This is a genomic window from Barnesiella viscericola DSM 18177 (genome assembly GCF_000512915.1).
In the GTDB taxonomy this organism is placed as follows: Bacteria; Bacteroidota; Bacteroidia; order Bacteroidales; family Barnesiellaceae; genus Barnesiella; species Barnesiella viscericola.
Genome location: NZ_CP007034.1, coordinates 2,140,215 through 2,162,134, shown reverse-complemented (window position 1 = coordinate 2,162,134; position 21,920 = coordinate 2,140,215). Strand labels below are relative to the sequence as shown.

General features: G+C 51.9%; 18 protein-coding genes and 4 tRNA genes. 11 read left to right on the top strand and 11 right to left on the bottom strand.

Annotated elements, in window-relative coordinates; genetic code table 11:
- Nucleotides 1-516 precede the first annotated feature (516 nt).
- Nucleotides 517-1,515 (bottom strand): class II fructose-bisphosphate aldolase, encoded by a 999-nt coding sequence (locus BARVI_RS08835; RefSeq protein WP_025278887.1) that lies wholly within the window; start codon nucleotides 1,513-1,515, stop codon nucleotides 517-519.
- Between the two features lie 318 nt (nucleotides 1,516-1,833).
- Between BARVI_RS08835 and speA the strand changes: the two genes are divergently transcribed.
- The 3 genes from speA (at nucleotide 1,834) to BARVI_RS08820 (ending at nucleotide 5,056) form a co-directional block, all read left to right on the top strand.
- Nucleotides 1,834-3,732, top strand: coding sequence for a biosynthetic arginine decarboxylase (gene speA, locus BARVI_RS08830; RefSeq protein WP_025278886.1), 1,899 nt, complete (start codon nucleotides 1,834-1,836; stop codon nucleotides 3,730-3,732).
- 115 nt (nucleotides 3,733-3,847) lie between these two features.
- Nucleotides 3,848-4,603 carry a tRNA pseudouridine(38-40) synthase TruA gene (gene truA, locus BARVI_RS08825; protein WP_025278885.1) on the top strand — a complete coding sequence of 252 codons (756 nt, stop codon included), beginning with the start codon at nucleotides 3,848-3,850 and terminating at the stop codon, nucleotides 4,601-4,603.
- A 12-nt stretch (nucleotides 4,604-4,615) separates the two neighbouring features.
- Entirely contained in the window at nucleotides 4,616-5,056 is a 441-nt protein-coding gene (locus BARVI_RS08820) for a GNAT family N-acetyltransferase (RefSeq protein ID WP_025278884.1), read from the top strand.
- 4 nt (nucleotides 5,057-5,060) lie between these two features.
- Here BARVI_RS08820 and lgt read toward each other — a convergent pair whose 3' ends face one another.
- Nucleotides 5,061-5,924, bottom strand: coding sequence for a prolipoprotein diacylglyceryl transferase (gene lgt, locus BARVI_RS08815; RefSeq protein ID WP_051401112.1), 864 nt, complete (start codon nucleotides 5,922-5,924; stop codon nucleotides 5,061-5,063).
- 207 nt (nucleotides 5,925-6,131) lie between these two features.
- Between lgt and BARVI_RS08810 the strand changes: the two genes are divergently transcribed.
- From BARVI_RS08810 to BARVI_RS08790, 4 genes are all read left to right on the top strand, one after another.
- Nucleotides 6,132-7,034 (top strand): DMT family transporter, encoded by a 903-nt coding sequence (locus BARVI_RS08810; protein WP_025278882.1) that lies wholly within the window; start codon nucleotides 6,132-6,134, stop codon nucleotides 7,032-7,034.
- Between the two features lie 71 nt (nucleotides 7,035-7,105).
- On the top strand, nucleotides 7,106-7,738 hold the full coding sequence (locus BARVI_RS08805; protein WP_025278881.1) for a DUF3256 family protein: 633 nt from the start codon (nucleotides 7,106-7,108) through the stop codon (nucleotides 7,736-7,738).
- 357 nt (nucleotides 7,739-8,095) lie between these two features.
- Nucleotides 8,096-9,133, top strand: a complete 1,038-nt coding sequence (locus tag BARVI_RS08795) for a hypothetical protein (RefSeq protein ID WP_157232577.1) — start codon at nucleotides 8,096-8,098, stop codon at nucleotides 9,131-9,133.
- A 16-nt stretch (nucleotides 9,134-9,149) separates the two neighbouring features.
- A complete protein-coding gene (locus tag BARVI_RS08790; RefSeq protein ID WP_025278878.1) occupies nucleotides 9,150-10,040 on the top strand; it encodes a hypothetical protein in 891 nt (296 codons plus the stop codon).
- Nucleotides 10,041-10,217: 177 nt separating this feature from the next.
- On the opposite strand, the gene asnS is transcribed toward BARVI_RS08790, so the two are convergent.
- The 3 genes from asnS to purB form a co-directional block, all read right to left on the bottom strand.
- A complete protein-coding gene (gene asnS, locus BARVI_RS08785; RefSeq protein ID WP_025278877.1) occupies nucleotides 10,218-11,615 on the bottom strand; it encodes an asparagine--tRNA ligase in 1,398 nt (465 codons plus the stop codon).
- Between the two features lie 83 nt (nucleotides 11,616-11,698).
- Nucleotides 11,699-12,952 (bottom strand): pseudouridine synthase, encoded by a 1,254-nt coding sequence (locus BARVI_RS08780; RefSeq protein WP_025278876.1) that lies wholly within the window; start codon nucleotides 12,950-12,952, stop codon nucleotides 11,699-11,701.
- Nucleotides 12,953-13,374: 422 nt separating this feature from the next.
- Nucleotides 13,375-14,718 (bottom strand): adenylosuccinate lyase, encoded by a 1,344-nt coding sequence (gene purB, locus BARVI_RS08775; RefSeq protein ID WP_025278875.1) that lies wholly within the window; start codon nucleotides 14,716-14,718, stop codon nucleotides 13,375-13,377.
- A 129-nt stretch (nucleotides 14,719-14,847) separates the two neighbouring features.
- Between purB and BARVI_RS08770 the strand changes: the two genes are divergently transcribed.
- From BARVI_RS08770 to BARVI_RS08760, 3 genes are all read left to right on the top strand, one after another.
- Nucleotides 14,848-14,925 (top strand) — tRNA-Val (locus BARVI_RS08770).
- A 57-nt stretch (nucleotides 14,926-14,982) separates the two neighbouring features.
- Nucleotides 14,983-15,060: transfer RNA gene (locus BARVI_RS08765), tRNA-Val, on the top strand.
- A 61-nt stretch (nucleotides 15,061-15,121) separates the two neighbouring features.
- Nucleotides 15,122-15,199: transfer RNA gene (locus BARVI_RS08760), tRNA-Val, on the top strand.
- A 265-nt stretch (nucleotides 15,200-15,464) separates the two neighbouring features.
- Here BARVI_RS08760 and BARVI_RS08755 read toward each other — a convergent pair.
- The 5 genes from BARVI_RS08755 to BARVI_RS08735 all read right to left on the bottom strand — a co-directional run bounded on the left by BARVI_RS08755 (nucleotide 15,465) and on the right by BARVI_RS08735 (nucleotide 19,690).
- Complete coding sequence (locus BARVI_RS08755; RefSeq protein WP_198015964.1) at nucleotides 15,465-16,307, bottom strand: T9SS type A sorting domain-containing protein; 843 nt, start codon at nucleotides 16,305-16,307, stop codon at nucleotides 15,465-15,467.
- Nucleotides 16,308-16,733: 426 nt separating this feature from the next.
- Nucleotides 16,734-17,582: a T9SS type A sorting domain-containing protein gene (locus tag BARVI_RS08750; RefSeq protein WP_084547030.1), complete on the bottom strand. Its 849-nt coding sequence runs from the start codon at nucleotides 17,580-17,582 to the stop codon at nucleotides 16,734-16,736.
- 122 nt (nucleotides 17,583-17,704) lie between these two features.
- Nucleotides 17,705-17,777: transfer RNA gene (locus BARVI_RS08745), tRNA-Lys, on the bottom strand.
- 251 nt (nucleotides 17,778-18,028) lie between these two features.
- Complete coding sequence (locus BARVI_RS08740; RefSeq protein ID WP_025278872.1) at nucleotides 18,029-18,850, bottom strand: MBL fold metallo-hydrolase; 822 nt, start codon at nucleotides 18,848-18,850, stop codon at nucleotides 18,029-18,031.
- A gap of 132 nt (nucleotides 18,851-18,982) precedes the next feature.
- Entirely contained in the window at nucleotides 18,983-19,690 is a 708-nt protein-coding gene (locus tag BARVI_RS08735) for an SAM-dependent methyltransferase (protein WP_025278871.1), read from the bottom strand.
- 139 nt (nucleotides 19,691-19,829) lie between these two features.
- Here BARVI_RS08735 and BARVI_RS08730 point away from each other — a divergent pair, with 139 nt between their 5' ends.
- The gene (locus BARVI_RS08730) at nucleotides 19,830-21,254 is read left to right on the top strand and encodes a methyltransferase RsmF C-terminal domain-like protein (protein ID WP_157232576.1); all 1,425 of its coding nucleotides are present in this window, start codon (nucleotides 19,830-19,832) and stop codon (nucleotides 21,252-21,254) included.
- A 100-nt stretch (nucleotides 21,255-21,354) separates the two neighbouring features.
- Here BARVI_RS08730 and BARVI_RS08725 read toward each other — a convergent pair whose 3' ends face one another.
- Entirely contained in the window at nucleotides 21,355-21,918 is a 564-nt protein-coding gene (locus BARVI_RS08725) for a hypothetical protein (RefSeq protein WP_025278869.1), read from the bottom strand.
- Nucleotides 21,919-21,920 lie beyond the last annotated feature (2 nt).

Here is a 21,920-nt window from a genome sequence, read left to right as displayed (position 1 = left end):
TCGGCAAATTCGGATCCTCAATTCAGCGATAAGAAGGTGACAATTATTTAGATAGGACTTGCCCATTTCGCCCAAAAGCCCGATGCAAAGCCGATGCAGCACCGACAAAAAGCGTTTATTCAAACAGAGAATACGAAATATAATTTTGTTTTGTCATTTGAAAACACTACCTTTGCCCCAGGTTCAAAACAGTGAGAGCCCCTTTCAACAAAAGGAAAGACGAAAATAAGATTGAAATTTTTATCATACAAGTTCTGCCGGAAATAACAACGATGTGAATCGTTATACTATCAGTCCCCTTTTTTTATGATATCGAGATTCCGGCAGAACTTTCTTTTTTTATTCCCCTCACTACTATACAAGCCATGCAGTAGCCAATTGTTCGCGCCGTCGTCTTCGACAGGAGCCGCCTCTATGTATCGCTGTCTGACCAATACCTATCGTTAAGATAAAAGAAAACCGCCGACTCCCCTTGAAGGGAGTCGGCGGCCTTTATTTAGCTGTTCAATCTATCGATTAGAGTTTGCCGGCGCTACCCAATACATTCTCAATCTTGTGAATGTAGAGTTTCTTCATGTTGTCACGAGCCGGACCCAGATATTTACGAGGATCGAACTCGGCGGGTTTCGTAGCGAATACCTCGCGAATAGCAGCGGTCATGGCCAGACGGCTGTCGGAGTCGATGTTGATTTTGCAAACGGCCGATTTGGCAGCTTTACGCAGCTCCTCTTCGGGGATACCGATAGCAGCTTCGAGTTTGCCTCCATATTTGTTGATCTTGTCGACCTCTTCTTGGGGAACCGACGAAGAGCCGTGCAGTACGATGGGGAAGCCCGGGAGTTTCTCCATAACGGCGTCCAATACGTCGAATGCCAAGGGAGGAGGAACCAAACGACCCGTAGCGGGATCTACGTGGCATTGTTCGGGTTTGAACTTGTAGGCACCGTGCGAAGTACCGATCGAGATAGCCAACGAATCGCAACCCGTGCGGTGAGCGAAGTCGATTACCTCTTCGGGGTTGGTATAGGTGTGATGCTCGGCCGAAACCTCGTCCTCAACACCAGCGAGAACACCAAGTTCACCTTCAACCGTTACGTCGAACTGGTGTGCATAGTCAACCACTTTTTTCGTGAGGGCTACGTTCTCCTCATAAGGCAGGTGAGAACCGTCGATCATCACCGAAGAGAAACCCGTATCGATACACGATTTGCACAATTCGAACGAATCGCCGTGGTCGAGGTGCAACACGATTTGAGGATGTTCGCAACCCAACTCTTTGGCATATTCTACGGCGCCTTGTGCCATATAACGGAGCAACGTTTGGTTGGCATAGTTACGAGCGCCTTTCGATACTTGCAGAATCACAGGCGATTTCGTTTCTACGGCTGCTTGGATAATTGCCTGCAACTGTTCCATGTTGTTGAAGTTGAAAGCAGGGATAGCATATCCGCCTTTGATAGCCTTGGCAAACATCTCTCTGGTGTTTACCAATCCTAATTCTTTGTAGCTTACCATCTTAATATAAATTATAGGTTAGTAAAATTCTACCGCAAAGATAAACATTTTTGCCGACTCGTTTTATTTACAGCCTTAAAAAACATATACACGCTTCACTTTTTTACTAATTTTACATAACCGACCGACTGCCGGGGACCACGACCGCAGCTGTGCATATTTATCCAAACCGGCAAGTATTATGCAGTCGCAAGGTGATTAGACGGCTACGGGCACATTTTACGCCCCTTTCTGTTTTCTCTATTCAATTATTATCCGTATTTTTGTTCGCTGTATATTTTATGCATATACCCACAAATTCAATTTTGTTTATAAGAAATGAGAAAATGGCGTATCGAGGACTCCGCCGAACTGTATAACATCAACGGTTGGGGCCTGAAATATTTTTCAATCAACGAGAAGGGTCATGTGGCTGTAACCCCGCGAGAGGGATATGCCTCGGTCGATCTCAAAGAGTTGATGGACGAATTGCAAGTGCGCGATGTGACGGCTCCCGTGCTGCTGCGTTTTCCCGACATTCTCGACAACCGCATCGAGAAAATCTCGAAATGTTTCAAACAGGCAGCCGACGAATATGGCTACACGGCTCAGAACTTTATCATCTATCCCATCAAGGTGAACCAGATGAGACCGGTGGTCGAGGAGATCGTGAGCCATGGCAAAAAATTCAATATCGGCCTTGAAGCGGGCTCCAAACCCGAACTGCATGCGGTGCTGGCCATCAATACCGACAAGAACTCGCTCATCATCTGCAACGGCTACAAGGACGAGAACTACATCGAACTGGCCCTGCTGGCCCAGAAGATGGGGCGCCGCATCTTCCTCGTGGTCGAGAAACTGAACGAGCTGAAACTGATTGCCGACATCTCGAAACGGTTGAAGATTCGCCCCAACATCGGTATCCGCATCAAACTGGCCAGCTCGGGTAGCGGCAAGTGGGAAGAGAGCGGTGGCGACGGCAGCAAGTTCGGCCTGAATTCGAGTGAACTGCTCGATGCGCTCGATTTCCTGGAACGGACCAAGATGACCGACTGCCTCAAACTGATTCATTTCCACATCGGCAGCCAGATTACCAAGATACGCCGCATCAAGAACGCTCTCAAAGAGGCTTCGCAATTCTATGTGCAACTGCAAAACATGGGATTCCACGTCGAGTTTGTCGACATTGGCGGAGGTCTGGGTGTCGACTACGACGGCACCCGCTCATCGTCGAGCGAGAGCAGCATGAACTACTCGATACAGGAGTATGTAAACGACTCGGTATCGGCACTGGTCGATGCCTGCGTGAAGAACGACCTGCCCCAGCCCAACATCATCACCGAGTCGGGACGCTCGCTCACCGCACACCACTCGGTACTGGTATTCGAGGTGCTCGAAACTACCTCGCTCCCAATCTGGGACGAGAAGGAGGAGTTGGGCGAAAACCCGCACGAACTGGTCGACGAGCTCTACAAGATATGGGACAACATGAACCAGCCCCGCCTGCTCGAATCGTGGCACGATGCCTTGCAGATTCGCGAGGAGGCACTCGACCTCTTCGGTCTGGGACTGCTCGACCTGCGCACCCGGGCTCAAATCGAACAGCTCTTCTGGTCGGTGGCCCGCGAGGTGAACGAAATTGCTTCGGACATGAAGCATGCCCCCGAAGAGTTGCGTAAAATCTCAAAGCTGTTGCCCGACAAATATTTCTGCAACTTCTCACTCTTCCAGTCGCTGCCCGACTCGTGGTCGATCGACCAGCTGTTCCCCATCATGCCCATCAGCCGGCTCGACGAACGGCCCGACCGCACGGCTACGATACAGGACATCACCTGCGACTCCGACGGCAAGATCAACAACTTCATCTCGCCCCACGGATCCAACTCGCACTTGGCCGTACATGCCCTCAACAACAAGGAACCTTATTATATAGGTGTCTTCCTGGTGGGGGCCTATCAGGAGATTCTGGGCGACATGCACAACCTCTTCGGCGATACCAACGCCGTGCACGTGAGTGTGTATAAGGACCGCTACGAAATAGACCAGGTAATCGACGGCGAAACGGTGGCCGAGGTGCTCGACTACGTGCAGTTCTCGCCCAAGAAACTGGTGCGCAGCGTGGAGACGTGGGTTACCTCGTCGATGAAGGCGGGAGTCATCACCCCCGAAGAGGGGCGCGAGTTCCTCTCGAACTACCGCTCGGGCCTCTACGGATACACCTATCTCGAAAACGACTAAACGCAACCCGATGGATTATCGGCCGGGGAAGGGCCACAGTGCAAGGGGAATCGCCCCCGTCCTGCCGCCCGACTCGAAACCCGCCCGATAATCCATCTCTATTTTCAAAGCCATCATGTCTCGCTATTTCATCTACCTCTCGTTCAACGGTGCCCGCTACCACGGCTGGCAGATACAGCCCAACGGCATCACCGTGCAGGCCGAGCTTGAAAAGGCATTGGCTACTTTGTTGCGCCGCGAGACACCTGTCACCGGGGCGGGCCGCACCGATGCCGGCGTGAATGCCCGGCTCATGGTGGCACACTTCGACACCCCGGCCCCGCTCGACAATCCCGCCGAGACGGCCGACCGTCTGAACCGGATACTCCCCCCCGATATTGCCGTGTACGACATACGCTCCGTCACCGACGAGGCCCACAGCCGGTTCGATGCCCTCAGCCGCACCTACAAATATTACCTCATCGACCACAAGTCGCCCTTCCTCGAAACCTTTGCCTGTCGCTACCGGGGCACGCTCGATTTCGACCGCATGAACGAGGCGGCCGAGCAGCTGTACCGATACACCGATTTCACCAGTTTCAGCAAGCTGCACACCGACGTGAAGACCAACAACTGCCGGGTGACCTTCGCCCGCTGGGAGCTCGAGGGGGAGCAACAGGTATTCACCATCACGGCCGACCGCTTCCTGCGCAACATGGTGCGGGCCATCGTGGGCACCCTGCTCGACGTGGGTCGCGGCAAGCTCTCGGTCGAAGGCTTCTGCCGCATCATCGAGCAGAAAGACCGCTGCGCCGCCGGTACCTCGGTGCCGGGCAAAGCCCTGTTCCTCCACGACATCACCTACCCCGACAACCTGTTCCTGCCCCGATAAGAGAGTCTATCTATGGAGATCAAACACATAACACATGAGAAGAAAGACTTTCTCGACCTGTTGCTGTTGGCCGACGAATGTGAAAAGATGATAGAGCGCTACCTCGACCGGGGCGAAATGTTTGCCTTGTACGACGAGGGATTGAAGAGTATCTGCGTCGTCACCCGAGAAGGAGAAGACCTCTACGAAATCAAAAATCTGGCCACCTATCCCTCCTTCCAGCGTCGAGGCTATGCCCGCAAACTTATCGAATATGTGGAAAGCCATTGTCCTGCCGGAGCAACTTTGCAAGTCGGGACAGGCGATTCGCCCCTCACGATACCTTTTTACGAACGATGCGGATTCCGCTATTCACACCGGATACCCGGATTCTTTACCAGACACTATCCACAACCTATCTTCGAGGGAGAGAGACAAATTGTCGATATGATTTATTTAAAGAAAGAAATTTAAGCTATTACTTTCGGGATTTTCCCTGCCCCGTTTTCGGCAGTCTGTCGACAACGGTATTGTTCCACCGCGTAATCACGAAATAGAGGCCCAGCACCACAAACGGGATACTCAACACCTGCCCCATGTCGATGGGCATGGCATTCTCGAAATCGACCTGACGCTCTTTGAGGAACTCGATAAAGAAACGGAAGAGAAAGATGAGCGTGATGCAGAGCCCGAAATAGAAGCCCCGCCCGCAACGGCCGCGACGGAGCCACACAATCGCCACCATCACCCCGAAGAAGAGGAAATAGGCCAACGCCTCATAGAGTTGTGCCGGGTGACGCGGCAACATATCCACCCGTTCGAAGACAAAAGCCCAGGGCACATCGGCGGGCATACCTATGATTTCGGAGTTCATCAGGTTGGCCAAGCGGATAAACCCGGCCGCTACGGGAGCGGCGATTCCCATCATGTCGAGAATATCGAGGTAGTGAATCCTGGTCTTTCGGCAGAACAGCGCCAGGGCAATAATCAGTCCCAGCGTCCCCCCGTGACTGGCCAGCCCCGCATAGCCGGTGAAGCGCCACCCACCACCGGGCAATTCGTGTATAGGCAGAACGATTTCAAGCGGGTGACTCAGGTAATACCCCGGTTCGTAGAAGAGGCAATGCCCCAACCGTGCCCCGATAAAGATGCCCAGGAAGCTGTACAGGAAGAGGGTCTGAAACGTATCCATCGGAAGCCCTTTCAACTTATACAGCTTATAGACCACCTGACTGTCGGCCCAAATGGCAATGAGCCAGAAGATACTGTACCAGCGTATAGCGATGCCCGCTACCGAAAAGAGCACCGGGTCGGGATTCCAATGAATGTAAAGCAGTTCCATAATTCGATTCTCTGTCGTGGGCCGTGTCACAGCCGATGCAAAGATAACACAAATCTGCGTTTACATAGATGATGCAGCCAAAAGAATCGCTACCTTTGCACAGCCAATCGCCCAGTTTCACAGCGAGAGAGGCGTCCCCATCGTCGTGCCGGGAACAGCCGGCAGACAGCGGGGAATATTTCAATGGTTTCAAACAGGTAAAAAAAGATGTGGTTATCGCTTGCTTTTCTATCGGCCTTTCTGCTGGGCTGCTACGAGGTGTGTAAAAAACAGTCGCTCAACGGCAACGCCGTGATTCCCGTGTTGTTTCTCAACACCTGTTTTTGCAGCCTGCTCTTCCTACCGCTCATCATACTCTCCTACGGATTCCCCGACCTGATGCGCGACTCCCTCTTCTACGTGCCCCCCTCGACCCTGCGCGAACACCTCTACATCATCGGCAAGGCAGCGCTGGTGCTCACCTCGTGGACCTGCGCCTACTTCGCCACCAAGCATCTGCCCATCACCATCGCCGGCCCCATCAAGGCTTCGCAACCAATACTCACCCTCATCGGGGCACTGCTCATCTTCGGCGAACGGCTTAACCTCTACCAGTGGGTGGGTGTGCTGCTGGCCATCGTCTCGTTCATCATGCTCTCCTTCTCGGGGCGGAAAGAGGGCATCAACTTCCGCCACAACCTGTGGATTCTCTTTATCGTGCTGGCCACCATCACGGGAGCGGCCAGCGGACTCTACGACAAATACCTCATGTCGCACGGCTTCGACCGCATGACGGTGCAGGTGTGGTACTCCTACTACCAGATGGCCATGATGGCCGTCGTGCTGCTACTTCTGTGGTACCCGCAGCGCAAGCACACCACCTCGTTTGTGTGGAGGCCCTCGATATTCTTCATCTCGCTCTTTCTGGCCTGTGCCGACTTTGTCTACTTCTACGCCCTCAGCTACCCCGACTCGATGATTTCGATTGTCTCGATGGTGCGCCGCAGCAGCGTCGTGGTGAGTTTCATCGCCGGTGCCCTCCTGTTCAAGGAGAAGAATATCCGCAGCAAGTCGTTCGACCTGGTGCTCGTGCTGCTGGGTATGTTCTTCCTCTACCTCGGCACCCGATAGGGCAGGCAATATTTTTGCCTGTTTTTTGGGCTTACCGCGGCAAATGATTACTTTTGTATCAAACGATTGTTATGAAACTGCGGAATCTGTTATCCATCTTCTTCCTGGCTTCGGCCGGGCTGTCGCAAGCTGCCGAACCGGCCGCCCAGTTCTTTGTCGCCATGCCCGACTCGCTCGTCCCCTCTATCGAGGTGAATCGTCGGAAGGACCTCATCGACCTCTTTCATGCCGGGCAGAAGGCTCAGGTGGATAACAAACTGGGAGGCACGACCGCAATGACCCTCCTGCAAGACAACAGCCTCACAGTCGACCTGTCGCAACAAAGCCAAATGGCCCTGCACCTCTACCCGACCGACCGAGGCGACACCCTCATCGCACTGGTCAATACGGTCTATGGTCCGGCCGCAGACAGCCGCATACGATTCTTCGACAGCTCCTGGCGGGAACTCCCTGCCTCGAAACATATGCGGGCCTTGTCGACCGCCGATTTCTTCGCCTTTCCCGACTCGTTGACCAACACACAGAAAAAAGAAATCCTGCAAACGACAGGCATCTATCTCGTGGAATATACCTTTGAGCCCGACGGCTCTCTCTGTGCCCGCCCCTCGTGGGAAAAGTATCTCGACCCCGAGACCTTCAAAAAAATAGAACCTTACCTGCGCAAATCGATTACCCTGCGTTGGAACGGCAATAAATTACTGTAATACACTCAGATACTTTTTATTATCGACTTCATCAAGGAGCCGATAGCCACTCGATTATCCCCCTCCATCTGTTGCCTCTCCACCTCACATCTCTTTTTTCCCAAAAAGCTACTTTCATAAACCAAAGGATTCCAACAGGTTATAACATTCAGTCCATCATTGATTATAAATTTAACTTCTTTCAATTTGGTTAATTATACTTTTTTATTTATACTTGCATATATTTATATTAAAATTCTACAAGAAGGAGGACTTTTTTTAGCATCGGGTCTTATATAAAACCGTAAAAACCAAGATACCATTAGATAGCCAATAAAAACACATAAAAATTCCACAACAATCATTAACACTTTTATTATGAAACACTTATGTAAGATTTCATCGTGGACCATCGGCTTGTTGGCCGTAGCCACGTTGGTAGGCTGTTCAAAAGAACAATCCGAACTTTCAATCGGAGACATTCAAGGAAAAGCAACTATTGTGGGTAGCCTCAGCTACAACCAGGGACAGGCTTTCAGCAACAACCAGTTCTCCGAATTACTGAGTCCGGCCGCCGGCGTCAAGGTCAGCATCAAGGTTAGCAATGCTTCCTTGGACCCCAATGGATCGGCCCAAGGATACACCACCTACGAAACTACGACTGATGCCGAAGGAAAATACAGCATCGAAATTCCGGCCGTAGACAATACCAACATTATCATCAGCCCGGCCTCCTTCATGGGTACCCGCACCCTCGTAGTCGACTGGGAAAATAATGCTCCCGTCATGGAAACCGAAGAGGTGGTATACAACATTAACGGTATTCAAGCGACGGTTTCACCGGGTGAAATTCTGGTAAAAGACCAAATGTACAGCTACTCACCCCGCACTTTTGTCGAGAGCTTTGGCGAAATGGAGACCCTGAAAGGCAAAATCGGTATCAGCCGTCTCTACCAAAGCAATACGCAACGCTATTGGGGAGCCAAGGCTGGCATTAATGTTCGCATTACCGTCACCTACAACTATACAGAAACATTACCCAACGGAGGAACAGGCGACATGGTCCGCTTATTCGGTGCCACAACCGACGAGAGCGGCAACTTCACGATAAACATTCCGGTTAAGGCAAAGGGCGAAACACTCAAATATCTCGAAATCGAGCCTGTAAGTTTCTATGAAACCAGTTTCAGACATTTCGATGCCAACGGAGACGAAGAGAGCCTCGAAGGTGTCTATGCTCAATTGAATTCCTACAATTATCCCGGATTTTATTCAAACTATACGTTCCCCGAGTTTGAAGAGATCGAGAACATCGTATATGCCGTTATGAGCTTTAACGAAAATAAAGATAACGGATATGGAGAAGACTCGATGTGGAGAAATATTACCGTATGGGGTACCCGTTCGTTTGAATAAATAATACCGCACTCTTATGAAAAAGATCATAGCCATCATCTTGTCGGCCTGCCTGTTCCCAGCCATGCTGTGGGCCGAAGATAAAGAACAGAAACAATACTTACCCGAAGAGGGAGACTGGGCCCTGGGTATCGATGTAGTCCCCATTTTGAAATACATAGGCAATGCCTTTAACGGGACCAATGGAAGCAACGAACTGAGCCACGTGGGTGGCACGCCTTTCACCAGCGGCAAGTTCGGCGGCCAAGGACTTATGCCTACGGTCTCGATTATGGGTAAATACATGCTCACCGACGAATGGGCCGTGCGTGCCAACGTGGGTTTGATGATTTCGTCGGCCAACAACAAAGCCTATTCAATCGACGACAAGGCTCTGGCCGAAAACCCGTTCAGCGAAGCCAAAGTGGTCGACGGAGCCCGTTATGACCGCAACGGCATGAGCATGTTGCTGGGAGCCGAATACCGCAAGGGGTCCCGCCGGATACAGGGAGTATTCGGAGCCGGACTGCTCTTCGCCTTCCAAAACTCCAAAGAGACCTACTCCTGGGGTAACGCCCTTACCGAAATCAACCAATCGCCTACGTCCCACTCATTTGCCAACATGCCTACTCTCCCCACCGGATATCGTGCACTGAAACAAAACGGTGCCGGTAGCGATTTCTATCTGGGCTTGACGGGTAGTGCCGGCGTTGAATGGTTTGTAGCTCCCAAAATAGCACTGGGTGCCGAAGTCAATCTCAGCCTTTATTACATCTTCGGTACACAGACTTATGTAGAAAGCGAAGGTTACAACGCCACCCTCGGTAAAGTAGAGACGCGTACCGACCTGTACGCACCGGGCAGCAACGGCATCTATTTCGGTACCGAAAGCCTGGGAGGCTCGCTTTACATGACCTTCTATTTCTAACATAGGAGGGGGGAGAGGGGAGTCTATTCCTCTTCCATTTTTCAAATATGCAATCCTCCCATGGCGGAGAAGCTCCCCTCCCTCAATCATTAAAGCGGCAGCGCCGCTGCGGGAAATGACCCGCAGCGGCGCTGCTCCTTTTATGTCTTTGGCGGAATGACCCCGGCCGCCCCTCAATTAGAACTCGGCGTTCTTCGGTGTACGGGGGAAGGGAATCACATCGCGAATGTTGGTCATACCGGTAACGAACAATACCAGACGCTCGAACCCGAGGCCGAAGCCCGAGTGGGGTGCCGTACCGAACCGACGGGTATCGAGATACCACCACATATCTTTCATGGGGATATGCAGCTCTTCGATGCGCGAAAGCAGCTTCTCATAGCTCTCTTCACGCTGCGACCCACCGATAATCTCGCCGATGCGGGGGAAGAGCACGTCCATGGCGCGCACCGTCTTGCCGTCGTCGTTGAGCTTCATGTAGAAGGCCTTGATCTCCTTGGGATAGTCGGTGAGGATAACCGGTTTCTTGAAGTGCTCCTCCACGAGGAAACGCTCGTGTTCGCTCTGCAAGTCGGCTCCCCAGTAAACGGGATATTCAAACTTGTGGCCCGACTCTTCGAGAATCTTCACACCCTCGGTGTAGGGCAGGCGTACGAAATCGTTCTCGACCACAAACTTCAACCGCTCAATCAGTTCTGAATCGTACATCTGGCTGAGGAATTCGAGGTCGTCCTGGCAGTGGTCGAGGGCATAGCGAATGAGGTATTTGAGGAAGTCCTCGGCCAAATCCATGTTCTCCTCGATTTCGTTGAAGGCAACCTCGGGCTCTACCATCCAGAACTCGGCCAGGTGACGGGGCGTATTGGAGTTCTCGGCCCGGAAGGTGGGACCGAACGTGTAGATAGCACCCAACGACATGGCTCCGAGCTCACCTTCGAGCTGTCCCGACACGGTGAGGCTGGTGGGTTTACCGAAGAAATCGGCGCTGTAATCGACGGCACCGTCGTCGGTACGAGGCACGTTGTTGAGGTCGAGCGTCGTAACCTGGAACATGGCACCGGCACCCTCGCAGTCGCTGGCCGTGATGAGCGGCGTGTTCAGGTAGAAGAAACCGCGGTCGTTGAAATATTTGTGAATGGCGTATGCCAGGTGATGGCGGATACGGAATACGGCACCGAACGTATTGGTGCGGGGACGCAGGTGGGCGATTTCACGCAGGAATTCGAGCGTGTGTCCCTTCTTCTGCAAGGGATATACGTCGGGGTCGGCACCGCCGTAGAGCTCGATGCTCTCGGCCTGAATCTCGGCCTGCTGTCCCTTGCCCTGCGACTCGACCAGCGTACCTATGACGCTGATGCAGGCTCCGGTCGTGATAGGCTTCATCTCGGCCTCGGTAAATTTCGAGAGGTCGACTACAACCTGTATGTTTTTAATCGTAGAACCGTCGTTCAGCGCAATGAAGTTGATGTGCTTATTGCCCCGGCGCGTGCGCACCCAGCCTTTCACGTTTATCCTTGTTCCGTAAAGAGATGCATCGAAGGCATCGACGACCTTGGTCCTTTTCATTGTTTCCATACTCTTTCAATCTATTGGTTTAAGCACCGCCGCCCCGAACGGATTTCCCGAGCGGGGCATGTGGCTATTTGACTATTTTTATTCTACTCAAACGAACCCATTTGCAGCATGTTCACCTCTTGTTGGGTGAGGTAACGCCAGCGGCCGCGTTGCAGGTTCTTCTTGGTGAGACCGGCAAAATAGACGCGGTCGAGCTTGACTACCCGGTAACCCAGAGCCTCGAAAATACGACGCACGATGCGGTTACGGCCCGAGTGAATCTCGATGCCCACCTGGTTCTTGTCGGTTTCATTGGCATAGCTCACGGCGTCGGGCTGTATGGGTCCGTCCTCCAATTCGATACCGTCGGCAATGCGTTGCATATCCTCCTCGTTCACGTCGCGGTCGAGCCACACGTGATAGATTTTCTTCTTGATGAACTTGGGGTGCGTGAGCTTCGAGGCGAGGTCGCCGTCGTTGGTGAGCAGCAGCACACCCGTGGTGTTGCGGTCGAGACGGCCTACGGGATAGATGCGCTCGGTGCAGGCGTTGCGCACGATGTCCATCACGGTGAGGCGGCCTTGCGGATCGTCCGACGTGGTCACACAATCTTTCGGCTTGTTGAGCAGCACGTAGATTTTACGTTCGAGCGTCACCACCTTGCCGCGGAAGGTCACCGTGTCGTTGCGGGTAATCTTCGTACCCAGTTCGGTCACCGTCACGCCGTTTACCTGAACCTCGCCGGCCTGGATAAATTCGTCGGCCTCGCGACGCGAACAGATACCGGCATTGGCCATGTACTTGTTCAAACGAATCGGTTCGTTAGGATCAACCTCGGGCAACTCATACTCGATGCGTTGCGGACGGCTGTTGTAGTTCTTGTTGCGGCGTTGCTGCGGCCGGTTCTGGTTATACCGGTTGTTGCCATATCCGCCCTGACGGTTCTGGTTGTAGCCGCCCTGACGATTCTGTTTCGGATAGTAGGGACGATCGTTCTCGCCGTAAGGACGTTGTTGGTATCCCTCGCCACCTTCGTTGTTTCGATTGTAATCCTGATTGTACCGCGGACCATTGTTGTAGTTGTTCCTGCGGTTGTTGCCATATCCGCCCTGACGGTTCTGGTTGTAGCCACCCTGGCGGTTTCCATAATTGTTGGGACGTTCGTTGGCATAGGAGCGGTTACCTCCTTCACCATAGTTGCTGCGAGAGTAATGAGGTCTGTCGGTGTTGGCACCATACGAGGGGCGTCCCTCCTCTCCTCCGCCTCTTTTGTACTCTACTTTCTCATATCGCTCGGTCATGCCTTCACGGTTCGATACCCCGATACGAGGGCGCTTAGCTCTTTTTTCGCTTTCCATAGGAATTTTTGTAATTAAAAACAAGCCTCTCGGCCTAACTAAAATTATCTATTTAATATCGATTGTTTTTTACCTTTTCGGCGACAAAGATACAAAGGATTTTCCATTTCATCTCTTTCACTATCAAATAAGTTATCATTTTCTTCTTAAAAAAAACAAAAGTCTGTTTTCTTTGTTCGAAAAGCATGTAAATGCAGTTGTTTCAAGAGCCGAAAAATCGTAATCCAACGGCTCAGAAATCTATATACCAGGGTGTATGCTAATCTGCCCAGCCGCCTCTCATACCCCCCAAAAAAACGATTCTCCAGCCCGTTGAACAGACCGGAGAATCGACATATCACAGGGAGCCACGTTCCAACCCGATAGCACAACAAGGTCGCATAATCATGCAACAACGGCCATCGGTCGAGCAACGGACTTTCTTAGAAACCGGTATAGGTGTGAGGGGTGATGCGGCGCAGCTCCTCCTTGACCGAATCGGACACGTTGAGCGTATCGATAAACTCGCGTATCGACTCGGCATTAACTACCGAGTTGGTGCGGGTGAGTGCCTTCAACGTCTCGTAGGGGTGCGGATAGCCCTCACGACGCAGTATTGTCTGGATACCCTCGGCCACCACGTTCCACATCTGGTCGAGATCGTGATAGATAGCCTTCTCGTTGAGCAACAGTTTGTTCAACCCCTTGATGGTGCTGTGGAAGGCAATGAGCGTATGCGCCAAAGGCACACCCACGTTACGCAGCACGGTCGAGTCGGTGAGGTCGCGTTGCAGACGCGAGATGGGCAACTTCTTGGCCAGGTGCTCGAAGATGGCATTGGCAAGACCCAGATTACCCTCGGAGTTCTCGTAGTCGATGGGGTTCACCTTATGAGGCATGGCCGACGAACCTACCTCGCCCTCTTTGATCTTCTGCTTGAAATACTCCATCGAGATGTATTGCCAGAAGTCCCGGTCGAGGTCGATGACAATCGTATTGATGCGGCGCAGCGCGTCGAACAGCGCGGCCAGGTTGTCGTAGTTGGAGATTTGGGTCGTCCACGCCTCCCGCTCGATACCGAGACGCTCTTTCAGGAAACGGTTCCCGAAGGCGGGCCAGTCAATGTCGGGGTAGGCAAAGTGGTGGGCATTGAAGTTACCCGTGGCACCACCGAATTTACCGCTCATCGGCACGGCCTTGAGCAGCTCGATTTGTTTCTCGAGACGATAGCCGAATACCCGTATCTCTTTTCCCAGGCGGGTGGGCGATGCCGGTTGGCCGTGCGTCTTGGCCAGCATGGGAATATCTTTCCACTCCTCGGCATAATGGTTAATCAGCGACAGCATCTCGTTGAGCACCGGCATGTAGCAGTCGTGCAACGCCTCTTTAATCAACAGGGGCACCGAGGTGTTGTTAATGTCCTGCGACGTGAGCCCGAAGTGGATAAACTCCTTGTAGGCTTCGAGGTGCAGTGCGTCGAATTTCTCCTTGATGAAATACTCGACAGCCTTCACGTCGTGGTTGGTAACCGACTCAATCGACTTCACCCGAGCGGCATCGGCCTCGGTAAAGTTTTGATAAATAGCTCGCAACTCGGGAAAAAGGTCGTGGTTTACCCCCGTGAGCTGAGGCAAGGGCAACTCGCACAAGGCAATAAAGTACTCTATCTCGACCCGTACCCGATACCGGATAAGAGCCCACTCCGAAAAATAAAGCGACAAATTTTCCACCTTGCTGCGGTAGCGGCCATCGATAGGCGATATAGCCGTGAGTGATGATAATTCCATAGATTGTGATTTGAATGAAACAGAGCACAAAAATACGATTTCCTGTGTAATTTTCTCGAATAATTTTCTTTTTTGTTTTGGAAATTAAAAAAATGTGTTACCTTTGCATCGCTTTTCCGAAAGCAATTCGGGCGTTTAGCTCAGCTGGTTTAGAGCATCTGCCTTACAAGCAGAGGGTCGGCGGTTCGAATCCGTCAACGCCCACCAAAGCCGAATGAATTTCGGGAAAATCCCTGCCGCTGTCGAAAGACGGCAAACGAACAGGGGCGTTTAGCTCAGCTGGTTTAGAGCATCTGCCTTACAAGCAGAGGGTCGGCGGTTCGAATCCGTCAACGCCCACCAACCAAGGCCGAACAGATTTCAGAAAAATCCCTGCCGCTGTCGAAAGACGGCAAACGAACAGGGGCGTTTAGCTCAGCTGGTTTAGAGCATCTGCCTTACAAGCAGAGGGTCGGCGGTTCGAATCCGTCAACGCCCACCACTCACCAAAAACAACATATAAGTCTGCACTTGTAAGCAATTGGCTTGCAGGTGTTTTTTGTTTTCTTACCCCAAAGCTAAACCCTCTACACCCAAGGCGGTCAAGCCGAGGACAACCCTTTCACACACAAAACTAAACACGTTCCTATTTCCTTCCACAAAAAACAGGCAGCTACCTTTGACGGTAACTGCCTGTTCCCCAAAATTCATATTTTTACGACATCGGCTCCAACGTCGAACAGTTGGAGCGATTTCATTTCATCGAACTACTCTACGACAAACCGACCCGAGGCAACCACCTTATTCCCCCGGACAGCCGTATAGACATATACCCCACTGTTCATCTGCGAGGTCTCTATCTCAGCCTTGTCGTTATTGCCGGTCGAGAACGATTGAACCAAAGAGCCGTCAAGGCGGACTACATTGACTACGGCATTTTTCAGGCTGCGCTTTCCGCCGTCAACGGTATATACCTCGCCTCGCTGTACCGGGTTGGGATACCCTGTCACATTTTTGGTCTCGGCAACCAGTTTCAACACATTACTACTTCCCTCTCGATTTACCTCATACAGGTATGCAATAGAGTCATATGTGAAAAAGAGGTACAGTTTATCTTTCAACAAAATGAACCGCGGCGCCTCCAAAATCTCACCCACAGTGGAGAATGTAATATCGGCCAGGCAATTCCCATTCGTCTGCATAATTTTAATTCCATAAATCTGCTCATAAGAATACCCTCCCTCATCGACCATCATTGTTTTCTCTACCATATACTCAAATTCCGCATCATCATTAAGCAACGTTTGGGAGAATAAAAAATCATCTTCACCTTGATACGACTGATTGGCACTACCAATAAGAGCTAGACCATGCACAAAGTCGGTAACAGTGTGTACCTTCTGCCACGAGGAGTTATAGATATTATAAACATCTGAATTAGAAGAATAAAAACTCTCGACTAAATAATCCTCACCCTCTTGGCAATAAGCTACTGGAGACAAATCATCTCCACTGAATGGAATCGACGTTAAGATACCGTTATCAGACATAGCCGAGAATGTGGTAAAAGCAGCCGTTAATACGGCAAAAAACAAATGACGTTTCATCATATTCAATTTCATGTTTTCAATCCCCTAAAAACAACATTAACTTTTCCATAAAAGGCGTGGAGACTGTATTTCATACTATCTATCGATCAAGTTATCCGTCTACTGATTACCCGATATATACAGTTTATGATTGATTACAAGAACTTTGTCCCCCGTATATCCTCAGAGATATCTTTCAACTCGAATCTTCTCAAAACGATAAATTTTCTAAAATAACACCTTCATTTATTATCCCTTTTTTTATGAGAAGTAAGCCCCCTCATGTCCTACAAAAATAGGTATTTTAGAGGAATCAACAAAAAAACTTGTGCCTATAATGAAAAAAACAGGCAGCTACCTTTGACGGCAACTACCTGTTCCCAAAAATTCATATCTTACGACATCGGCTCCAACGTCGAACAGTTGGAGCGATTTCATTTCATTGAACTACTCTACGACAAACCGACCCGAGGCAACCACCTTATTCCCCCGGACAGCCGTATAGACATATACCCCACTGTTCATCTGCGAGGTTTCTATCTCAGCCTTGTCGTTATTGCCGATCGAGAACGATTGAACCAAAGAGCCGTCAAGGCGGACTACATTGACTACGGCATTTTTCAGGCTGCGCTTTCCGCCGTCAACGGTATATACCTCGCCTCGCTGTACCGGGTTGGGATACCCTGTCACATTTTTGGTCTCGGCAACCAGGTTCAACACATTACTACTTCCCTCTCGATTTACCTCATAGAATAAAAGAGAGTTTGCTTCCACAGAAAAATACATTTTATCCTTCAACTGAATAAATTGACAAGTTTCAAGACTGGAAGCTTCGGGGAAAGTAATATCAGCCAGACAATTCCCATTCGTCTGCATAATCTTGAATCCATAAGTCTCCCAATAAGAGTAGTTTCCCATATCGACCTCTCTTTCTTTCGCTACCATATACTCAAACTCCGCGTCATCGTTAAGCAACGTTTGAGAAAAGAGAAATTTTTCATCTTCACCCTTATATGCATGATTGGTACTATTGAGGAAAGAGACATTCTTGACATAATCGGTAATGGTATAAACCTTTTGCAACGAAGAATCATAGATATTATAGACATTAGGTTCATTAGAGCCAGCAGAATAAACCTCCTCCACTAAATAGTCATCGCCATTTTGACAATAGGCAGCAATAGATAAATCATCGCCACCCAAATTTAGGCTCGACGAAAGAATACCGTTATCGGCAGCTACAAAAAACGGGATAGCAGTCATCATTACGACTGCGAAAAGTAAATTATGTTTCATATATAAAAAATTAAATATTATTCCCTCCCCAGAAACAGAAAATAAAAACTGTTCAAAATTCGATGACTATCACAAATCCCTTAATAAAAAAACGCCTGCAAATGTTGCAGGCTCCGTTTATGTGACCCCGGAGGGGCTCGAACCCTCGACCCAATGATTAAGAGTCATTTGCTCTACCAACTGAGCTACGGAGTCATTCTCTTAGGAACGGGTGCAAAGGTAATGCTTTTCAGGAAATGCGCCAACGATTCTTCAAAAAAAATTTCTCGAAATATCAATTTTCGTAAAAAAACGGCGTATTTCATGCGGTCGAAGGCCTTCACGGAACGCTACTTAGCTTCCTATTCGACCACCCGTCGGAATGCCGACCTGTCGGGTCAGTTCACAGGACTCCTCTCCTCCTGCGTACGACACCGGGGAAAGGTCTCCACTGCCCACGGGGAGAATTACTCCTGCGACTCGGGCTCCTCGAAGGTATAGAGCGCCGAAGGGTGGTTGCGGGTGAGTGCTACCAGTTCCACATCTTTCCCTACACGGATACCCTCTTCGTAGAGCCGATTCTCGATAGTCTTGTAGGCCAGCTCGGGGTGGTTGTTGTCGCCGCTGAGATGACACAGGAAGATACCGTGCAGCGCCGGCGTATAGATTTTGGCCAGATACTCGGCCGTGTGGGCATTGTTCATGTGACCGTTGTCGGCGAGAATACGCCGTTTGAGGTGAGGCGGATAGGTGCCGTGCAGCAGCATGGCCTCGTCGTAATTCGACTCAATAACCAGGTAGTTGGCCTGCCGCAGGTATTTGTCGGCCGTAGGAGTGATGGTTCCCAAATCGGTGGCAAAGGCAAAATGCAGGTTGCCGTAGGTGATGAAGAAGCCTACATTGTCGCGCCCGTCGTGGGGCACCTCGAAAGCGGTAATCGTGAAGTCTCTGATCTGGAAAGGCACCTCCTTGATGATGGGCCGGTGGGCACTGTAAATCTTATCCACCATGCAGTAGTTAAGGTTCATGCCGTTCTTGATGGTCTCGGTGGTATAGATGGGGATTCCATATTTTTCGCCCAGTGTCCCGGCCGCCTTGATGTGGTCGGCATGGTCGTGAGTGATACACAGTGCTATAATCTTTTCAAAGGGAATGCCATACTCCCTCAACACTTTTTTAATGGTGCGCACGCCCTTGCCGGCGTCGATCAGTATGCCATATTCTTCATTTCCCAAATAGTAACAGTTGCCGCTGCTTCCGCTGGCCAAGCTCAGAAATTGCAAGCTCATAGAATTTTTCTCCTCCTCGGGGTACAAAGATAACTTTTTAGCCGCACAATAGAAAATTATCGTCCACAAGATATATAAGGCCGCCGTCTTTACGTTGCACAGATAACACCGATGAGGGCTATCGCTTTACCTCTACTTGTAGAGCAGGAAGATGGCCGGGGTCTTCTGGTAGTTGTAGGAGACTTTGGCCCACTCGCCCAACGACAGCGTGCGAATGCGCTCGTCGGGACAGGTGATGTTGGCCGCCACACACAGGCGGGTACCTGGCCGACAGGTGCGCACGAGGTCCTCGATCATCTTGTGGTTGCGGTAGGGCGTCTCGATGAAGATCTGCGTCTGGTCCTCGGCGTAGACCCGTTGTTCGAGCTGCTTGATGCGCCGGGTGCGTTCACCCGCCTCGATGGGGAGGTAGCCCTGAAAGGCGAAACTCTGCCCGTTGAACCCCGAAGCCATGAGCGACATCAGTATCGACGAGGGACCCACCAACGGGACGACCGGCAGATGCTCGCGCTGGGCAATCGCCGCCACGTCGGCACCCGGGTCGGCCACGGCCGGGCAACCGGCCTCGGAGATTACCCCCACGGGGCACCCCTGCCGCAACGGATTGAGGTAACTGCTCACCTCGGTAGCCGGGGTGTGGCGGTTCAACTCGTAAAAGGTGAGGTCGTCGATACAAATGTCGGGATTCGACTTTTTGAGGAAACGACGGGCCGAGCGCACATTCTCGACCACAAAATGGCGTATCCCGGCAATCACCTCGCGGTTGTAGGCAGGCAGCACCTGGTCGATGGGCGTATCGCCCAGAGGCACGGGTATGAGGTATAAGGCAGGTTTGAGCATAACGACTTTTCTTTTGACTATTCCGAAACTCTTGGCAAAAATACCTATCTTTGTGCATCTCAGCAAACATCTCGAGCAAAACTCGTCTTTTTGCAAAGAGCTTTGGTTCCCAGTAAACCGACTTCTCAGAATCCCGAATATGATAGAACTGCCCGCCCCGTTTATCGAACGCACCCGCCGACTGCTCGGTGCCGACTACGACTCGTTTGCCGCCGCTCTCGACTCCGAATCGCCCGTGAGCCTACGCCTCAATCCGGGCAAGAGCCACCCGACAGAGGTGTTGGGTGAGGCGGTTCCCTGGTCGGCACAGGGCTATTACCTGCCCGAACGCCCCGCCTTCACCTTCGACCCCTGTTTCCACGCCGGGGCCTACTACGTGCAGGAGGCCTCTTCGATGTTTCTCGGCCGGGTCATCGCCCAGTACATAAAGGCCCCGGTGCGTTACCTCGACCTCTGCGCCGCTCCCGGCGGCAAGTCGACCGACGCCATCGCCTCGCTGCCGGCCGGCAGTCTGGTGGTAAGCAACGAGGTAATCCCCAACCGGGCCTATATCCTGGCCGAAAATATCGTGAAATGGGGCTCGCCCTACTCGATTGTCACCCGCAACGAGGCGGCCGACTTTGCCCGCCTCGAATCCTATTTCGACGTCATTGCCACCGATGTGCCCTGCTCGGGCGAGGGCATGTTCCGCAAAGACTCCGCCGCCATTGCCGAGTGGTCGCCCGCCGGTGTGGCCCGCTGTGCCGACCGCCAGCGCCAGATTCTCGACGACGTGTGGCAAGCCTTGCGCCCGGGCGGACTGCTCATTTACAGTACCTGCACCTACAATACCGAGGAGAACGAAGAGATGGTACTCTACCTGATGAACCGACTGGGAGCCACCCCGCTCGCCGTCGACACAGACCCGACCTGGGGAATAGCTCCCGCACTCATGCCTGGCGTGACGGCCTACCGCTTCATGCCTCACCTGACCCGAGGCGAAGGGCTCTTCCTGGCGGTTCTGCAAAAACCCGGCGATGCCGACGAGTCCGGACGGAACCGGTTGCTCGACGATACACAGGGCAAACGCAACAAGGCGAAAAAGGGAAAGACGGGCACCCCTGCCGTGCCCGACGAGTGGCGCGACCGGCTGGCTGCTCCCGACCGGTTTGATTTTACGGTTCACAATGATACCCTCCTTGCCATTCCCCGCGAATACCAGGCCGACTACCGGCTGCTCGCCCAACACCTCACCCTACTGCACGCCGGCATTACCCTGGCCACAGCCAAAGGTCGCGACTACATTCCCCACCCGGCACTCGCCCTCTCGACCGCCCTCGACCTAGACCGGGCTCCCCGCTTCGAGGCCGACCTGCCCACGGCTCTCGCCTACCTGCGCCGCGAGAGTATCGTACTGCCCGGCAACCTGCCACGCGGCTACCTCCTCATCGCCTACCACGGCTTCCCCCTCGGGTGGGTCAAGAACCTGGGCAACCGGGCCAACAACCTCTACCCACAGGAGTGGCGCATTCGCAGCGGATATACCCCCGACAACCTGCTTGCACTGCCTGTTGAACACATTTGAGAGAAAGTCAATAACCGCCGGATATCCCCAAAAACACGACAGGAGGATAGGGACCAAAGCCCTATCCTCCTGACAAATCTTGTATAAACTCCAACGGAGACTATTTCAATTGGAGGGTTACTTTCAACGGTATAGGAAGTGAAACCTTGCGACATCCGACAAAACCCTCCTTTATGAGCCGATTCAGCTCTTCCACTTCGTGGGTGTAACTGTTGCGCTTGCCACACACATACATCTCGGTGAGCGGATAGCGTTCCAGAATCTTGCTCTCCAAGACTTCCAACCCGGGAGCTTCGCTCAACTGGCTGTACTCCTCGTAGGTGTAATCCAGAAAAGCCACATGCTCGCTAATGCCCCGATTGTCGAGCCAATAGCCCTCGGCCAAAGCAACCGGTTTGGCCAACTGGCCCTTGTAATAGAGGTCGGAAGGAGCCGGATAAGAGACGATATGCTCGTGCTTGGCATCCATCGTCACCGGCACACAGTCGCTGAAATCGCGCGTCGTTTTATAGACGACCGCCGAAGCCATCGCCTGCGCAGGGGTCGACCCGTTGAGTACCTGCTTGGGCACGACAATCGTCGAGACTTGTGCCGTCGGGCTGGAACTTTTGCACCCTATACAAGCTATCAACATCGCAAGACAGAGGGATATAGAGAGTCGCATAC

Bases quoted from the DNA above. Each gene is read 5' to 3' on its own strand.
- BARVI_RS08835 (WP_025278887.1), bottom strand. From the start codon at position 1,515: ATGGTAAGCTACAAAGAATTAGGATTGGTAAACACCAGAGAGATGTTT.
- speA (WP_025278886.1), top strand. From the start codon at position 1,834: ATGAGAAAATGGCGTATCGAGGACTCCGCCGAACTGTATAACATCAAC.
- truA (WP_025278885.1), top strand. From the start codon at position 3,848: ATGTCTCGCTATTTCATCTACCTCTCGTTCAACGGTGCCCGCTACCAC.
- BARVI_RS08820 (WP_025278884.1), top strand. From the start codon at position 4,616: ATGGAGATCAAACACATAACACATGAGAAGAAAGACTTTCTCGACCTG.
- lgt (WP_051401112.1), bottom strand. From the start codon at position 5,924: ATGGAACTGCTTTACATTCATTGGAATCCCGACCCGGTGCTCTTTTCG.
- BARVI_RS08810 (WP_025278882.1), top strand. From the start codon at position 6,132: ATGTGGTTATCGCTTGCTTTTCTATCGGCCTTTCTGCTGGGCTGCTAC.
- BARVI_RS08805 (WP_025278881.1), top strand. From the start codon at position 7,106: ATGAAACTGCGGAATCTGTTATCCATCTTCTTCCTGGCTTCGGCCGGG.
- BARVI_RS08795 (WP_157232577.1), top strand. From the start codon at position 8,096: ATGAAACACTTATGTAAGATTTCATCGTGGACCATCGGCTTGTTGGCC.
- BARVI_RS08790 (WP_025278878.1), top strand. From the start codon at position 9,150: ATGAAAAAGATCATAGCCATCATCTTGTCGGCCTGCCTGTTCCCAGCC.
- asnS (WP_025278877.1), bottom strand. From the start codon at position 11,615: ATGGAAACAATGAAAAGGACCAAGGTCGTCGATGCCTTCGATGCATCT.
- BARVI_RS08780 (WP_025278876.1), bottom strand. From the start codon at position 12,952: ATGGAAAGCGAAAAAAGAGCTAAGCGCCCTCGTATCGGGGTATCGAAC.
- purB (WP_025278875.1), bottom strand. From the start codon at position 14,718: ATGGAATTATCATCACTCACGGCTATATCGCCTATCGATGGCCGCTAC.
- BARVI_RS08755 (WP_198015964.1), bottom strand. From the start codon at position 16,307: ATGATGAAACGTCATTTGTTTTTTGCCGTATTAACGGCTGCTTTTACC.
- BARVI_RS08750 (WP_084547030.1), bottom strand. From the start codon at position 17,582: ATGAAACATAATTTACTTTTCGCAGTCGTAATGATGACTGCTATCCCG.
- BARVI_RS08740 (WP_025278872.1), bottom strand. From the start codon at position 18,850: ATGAGCTTGCAATTTCTGAGCTTGGCCAGCGGAAGCAGCGGCAACTGT.
- BARVI_RS08735 (WP_025278871.1), bottom strand. From the start codon at position 19,690: ATGCTCAAACCTGCCTTATACCTCATACCCGTGCCTCTGGGCGATACG.
- BARVI_RS08730 (WP_157232576.1), top strand. From the start codon at position 19,830: ATGATAGAACTGCCCGCCCCGTTTATCGAACGCACCCGCCGACTGCTC.
- BARVI_RS08725 (WP_025278869.1), bottom strand. From the start codon at position 21,918: ATGCGACTCTCTATATCCCTCTGTCTTGCGATGTTGATAGCTTGTATA.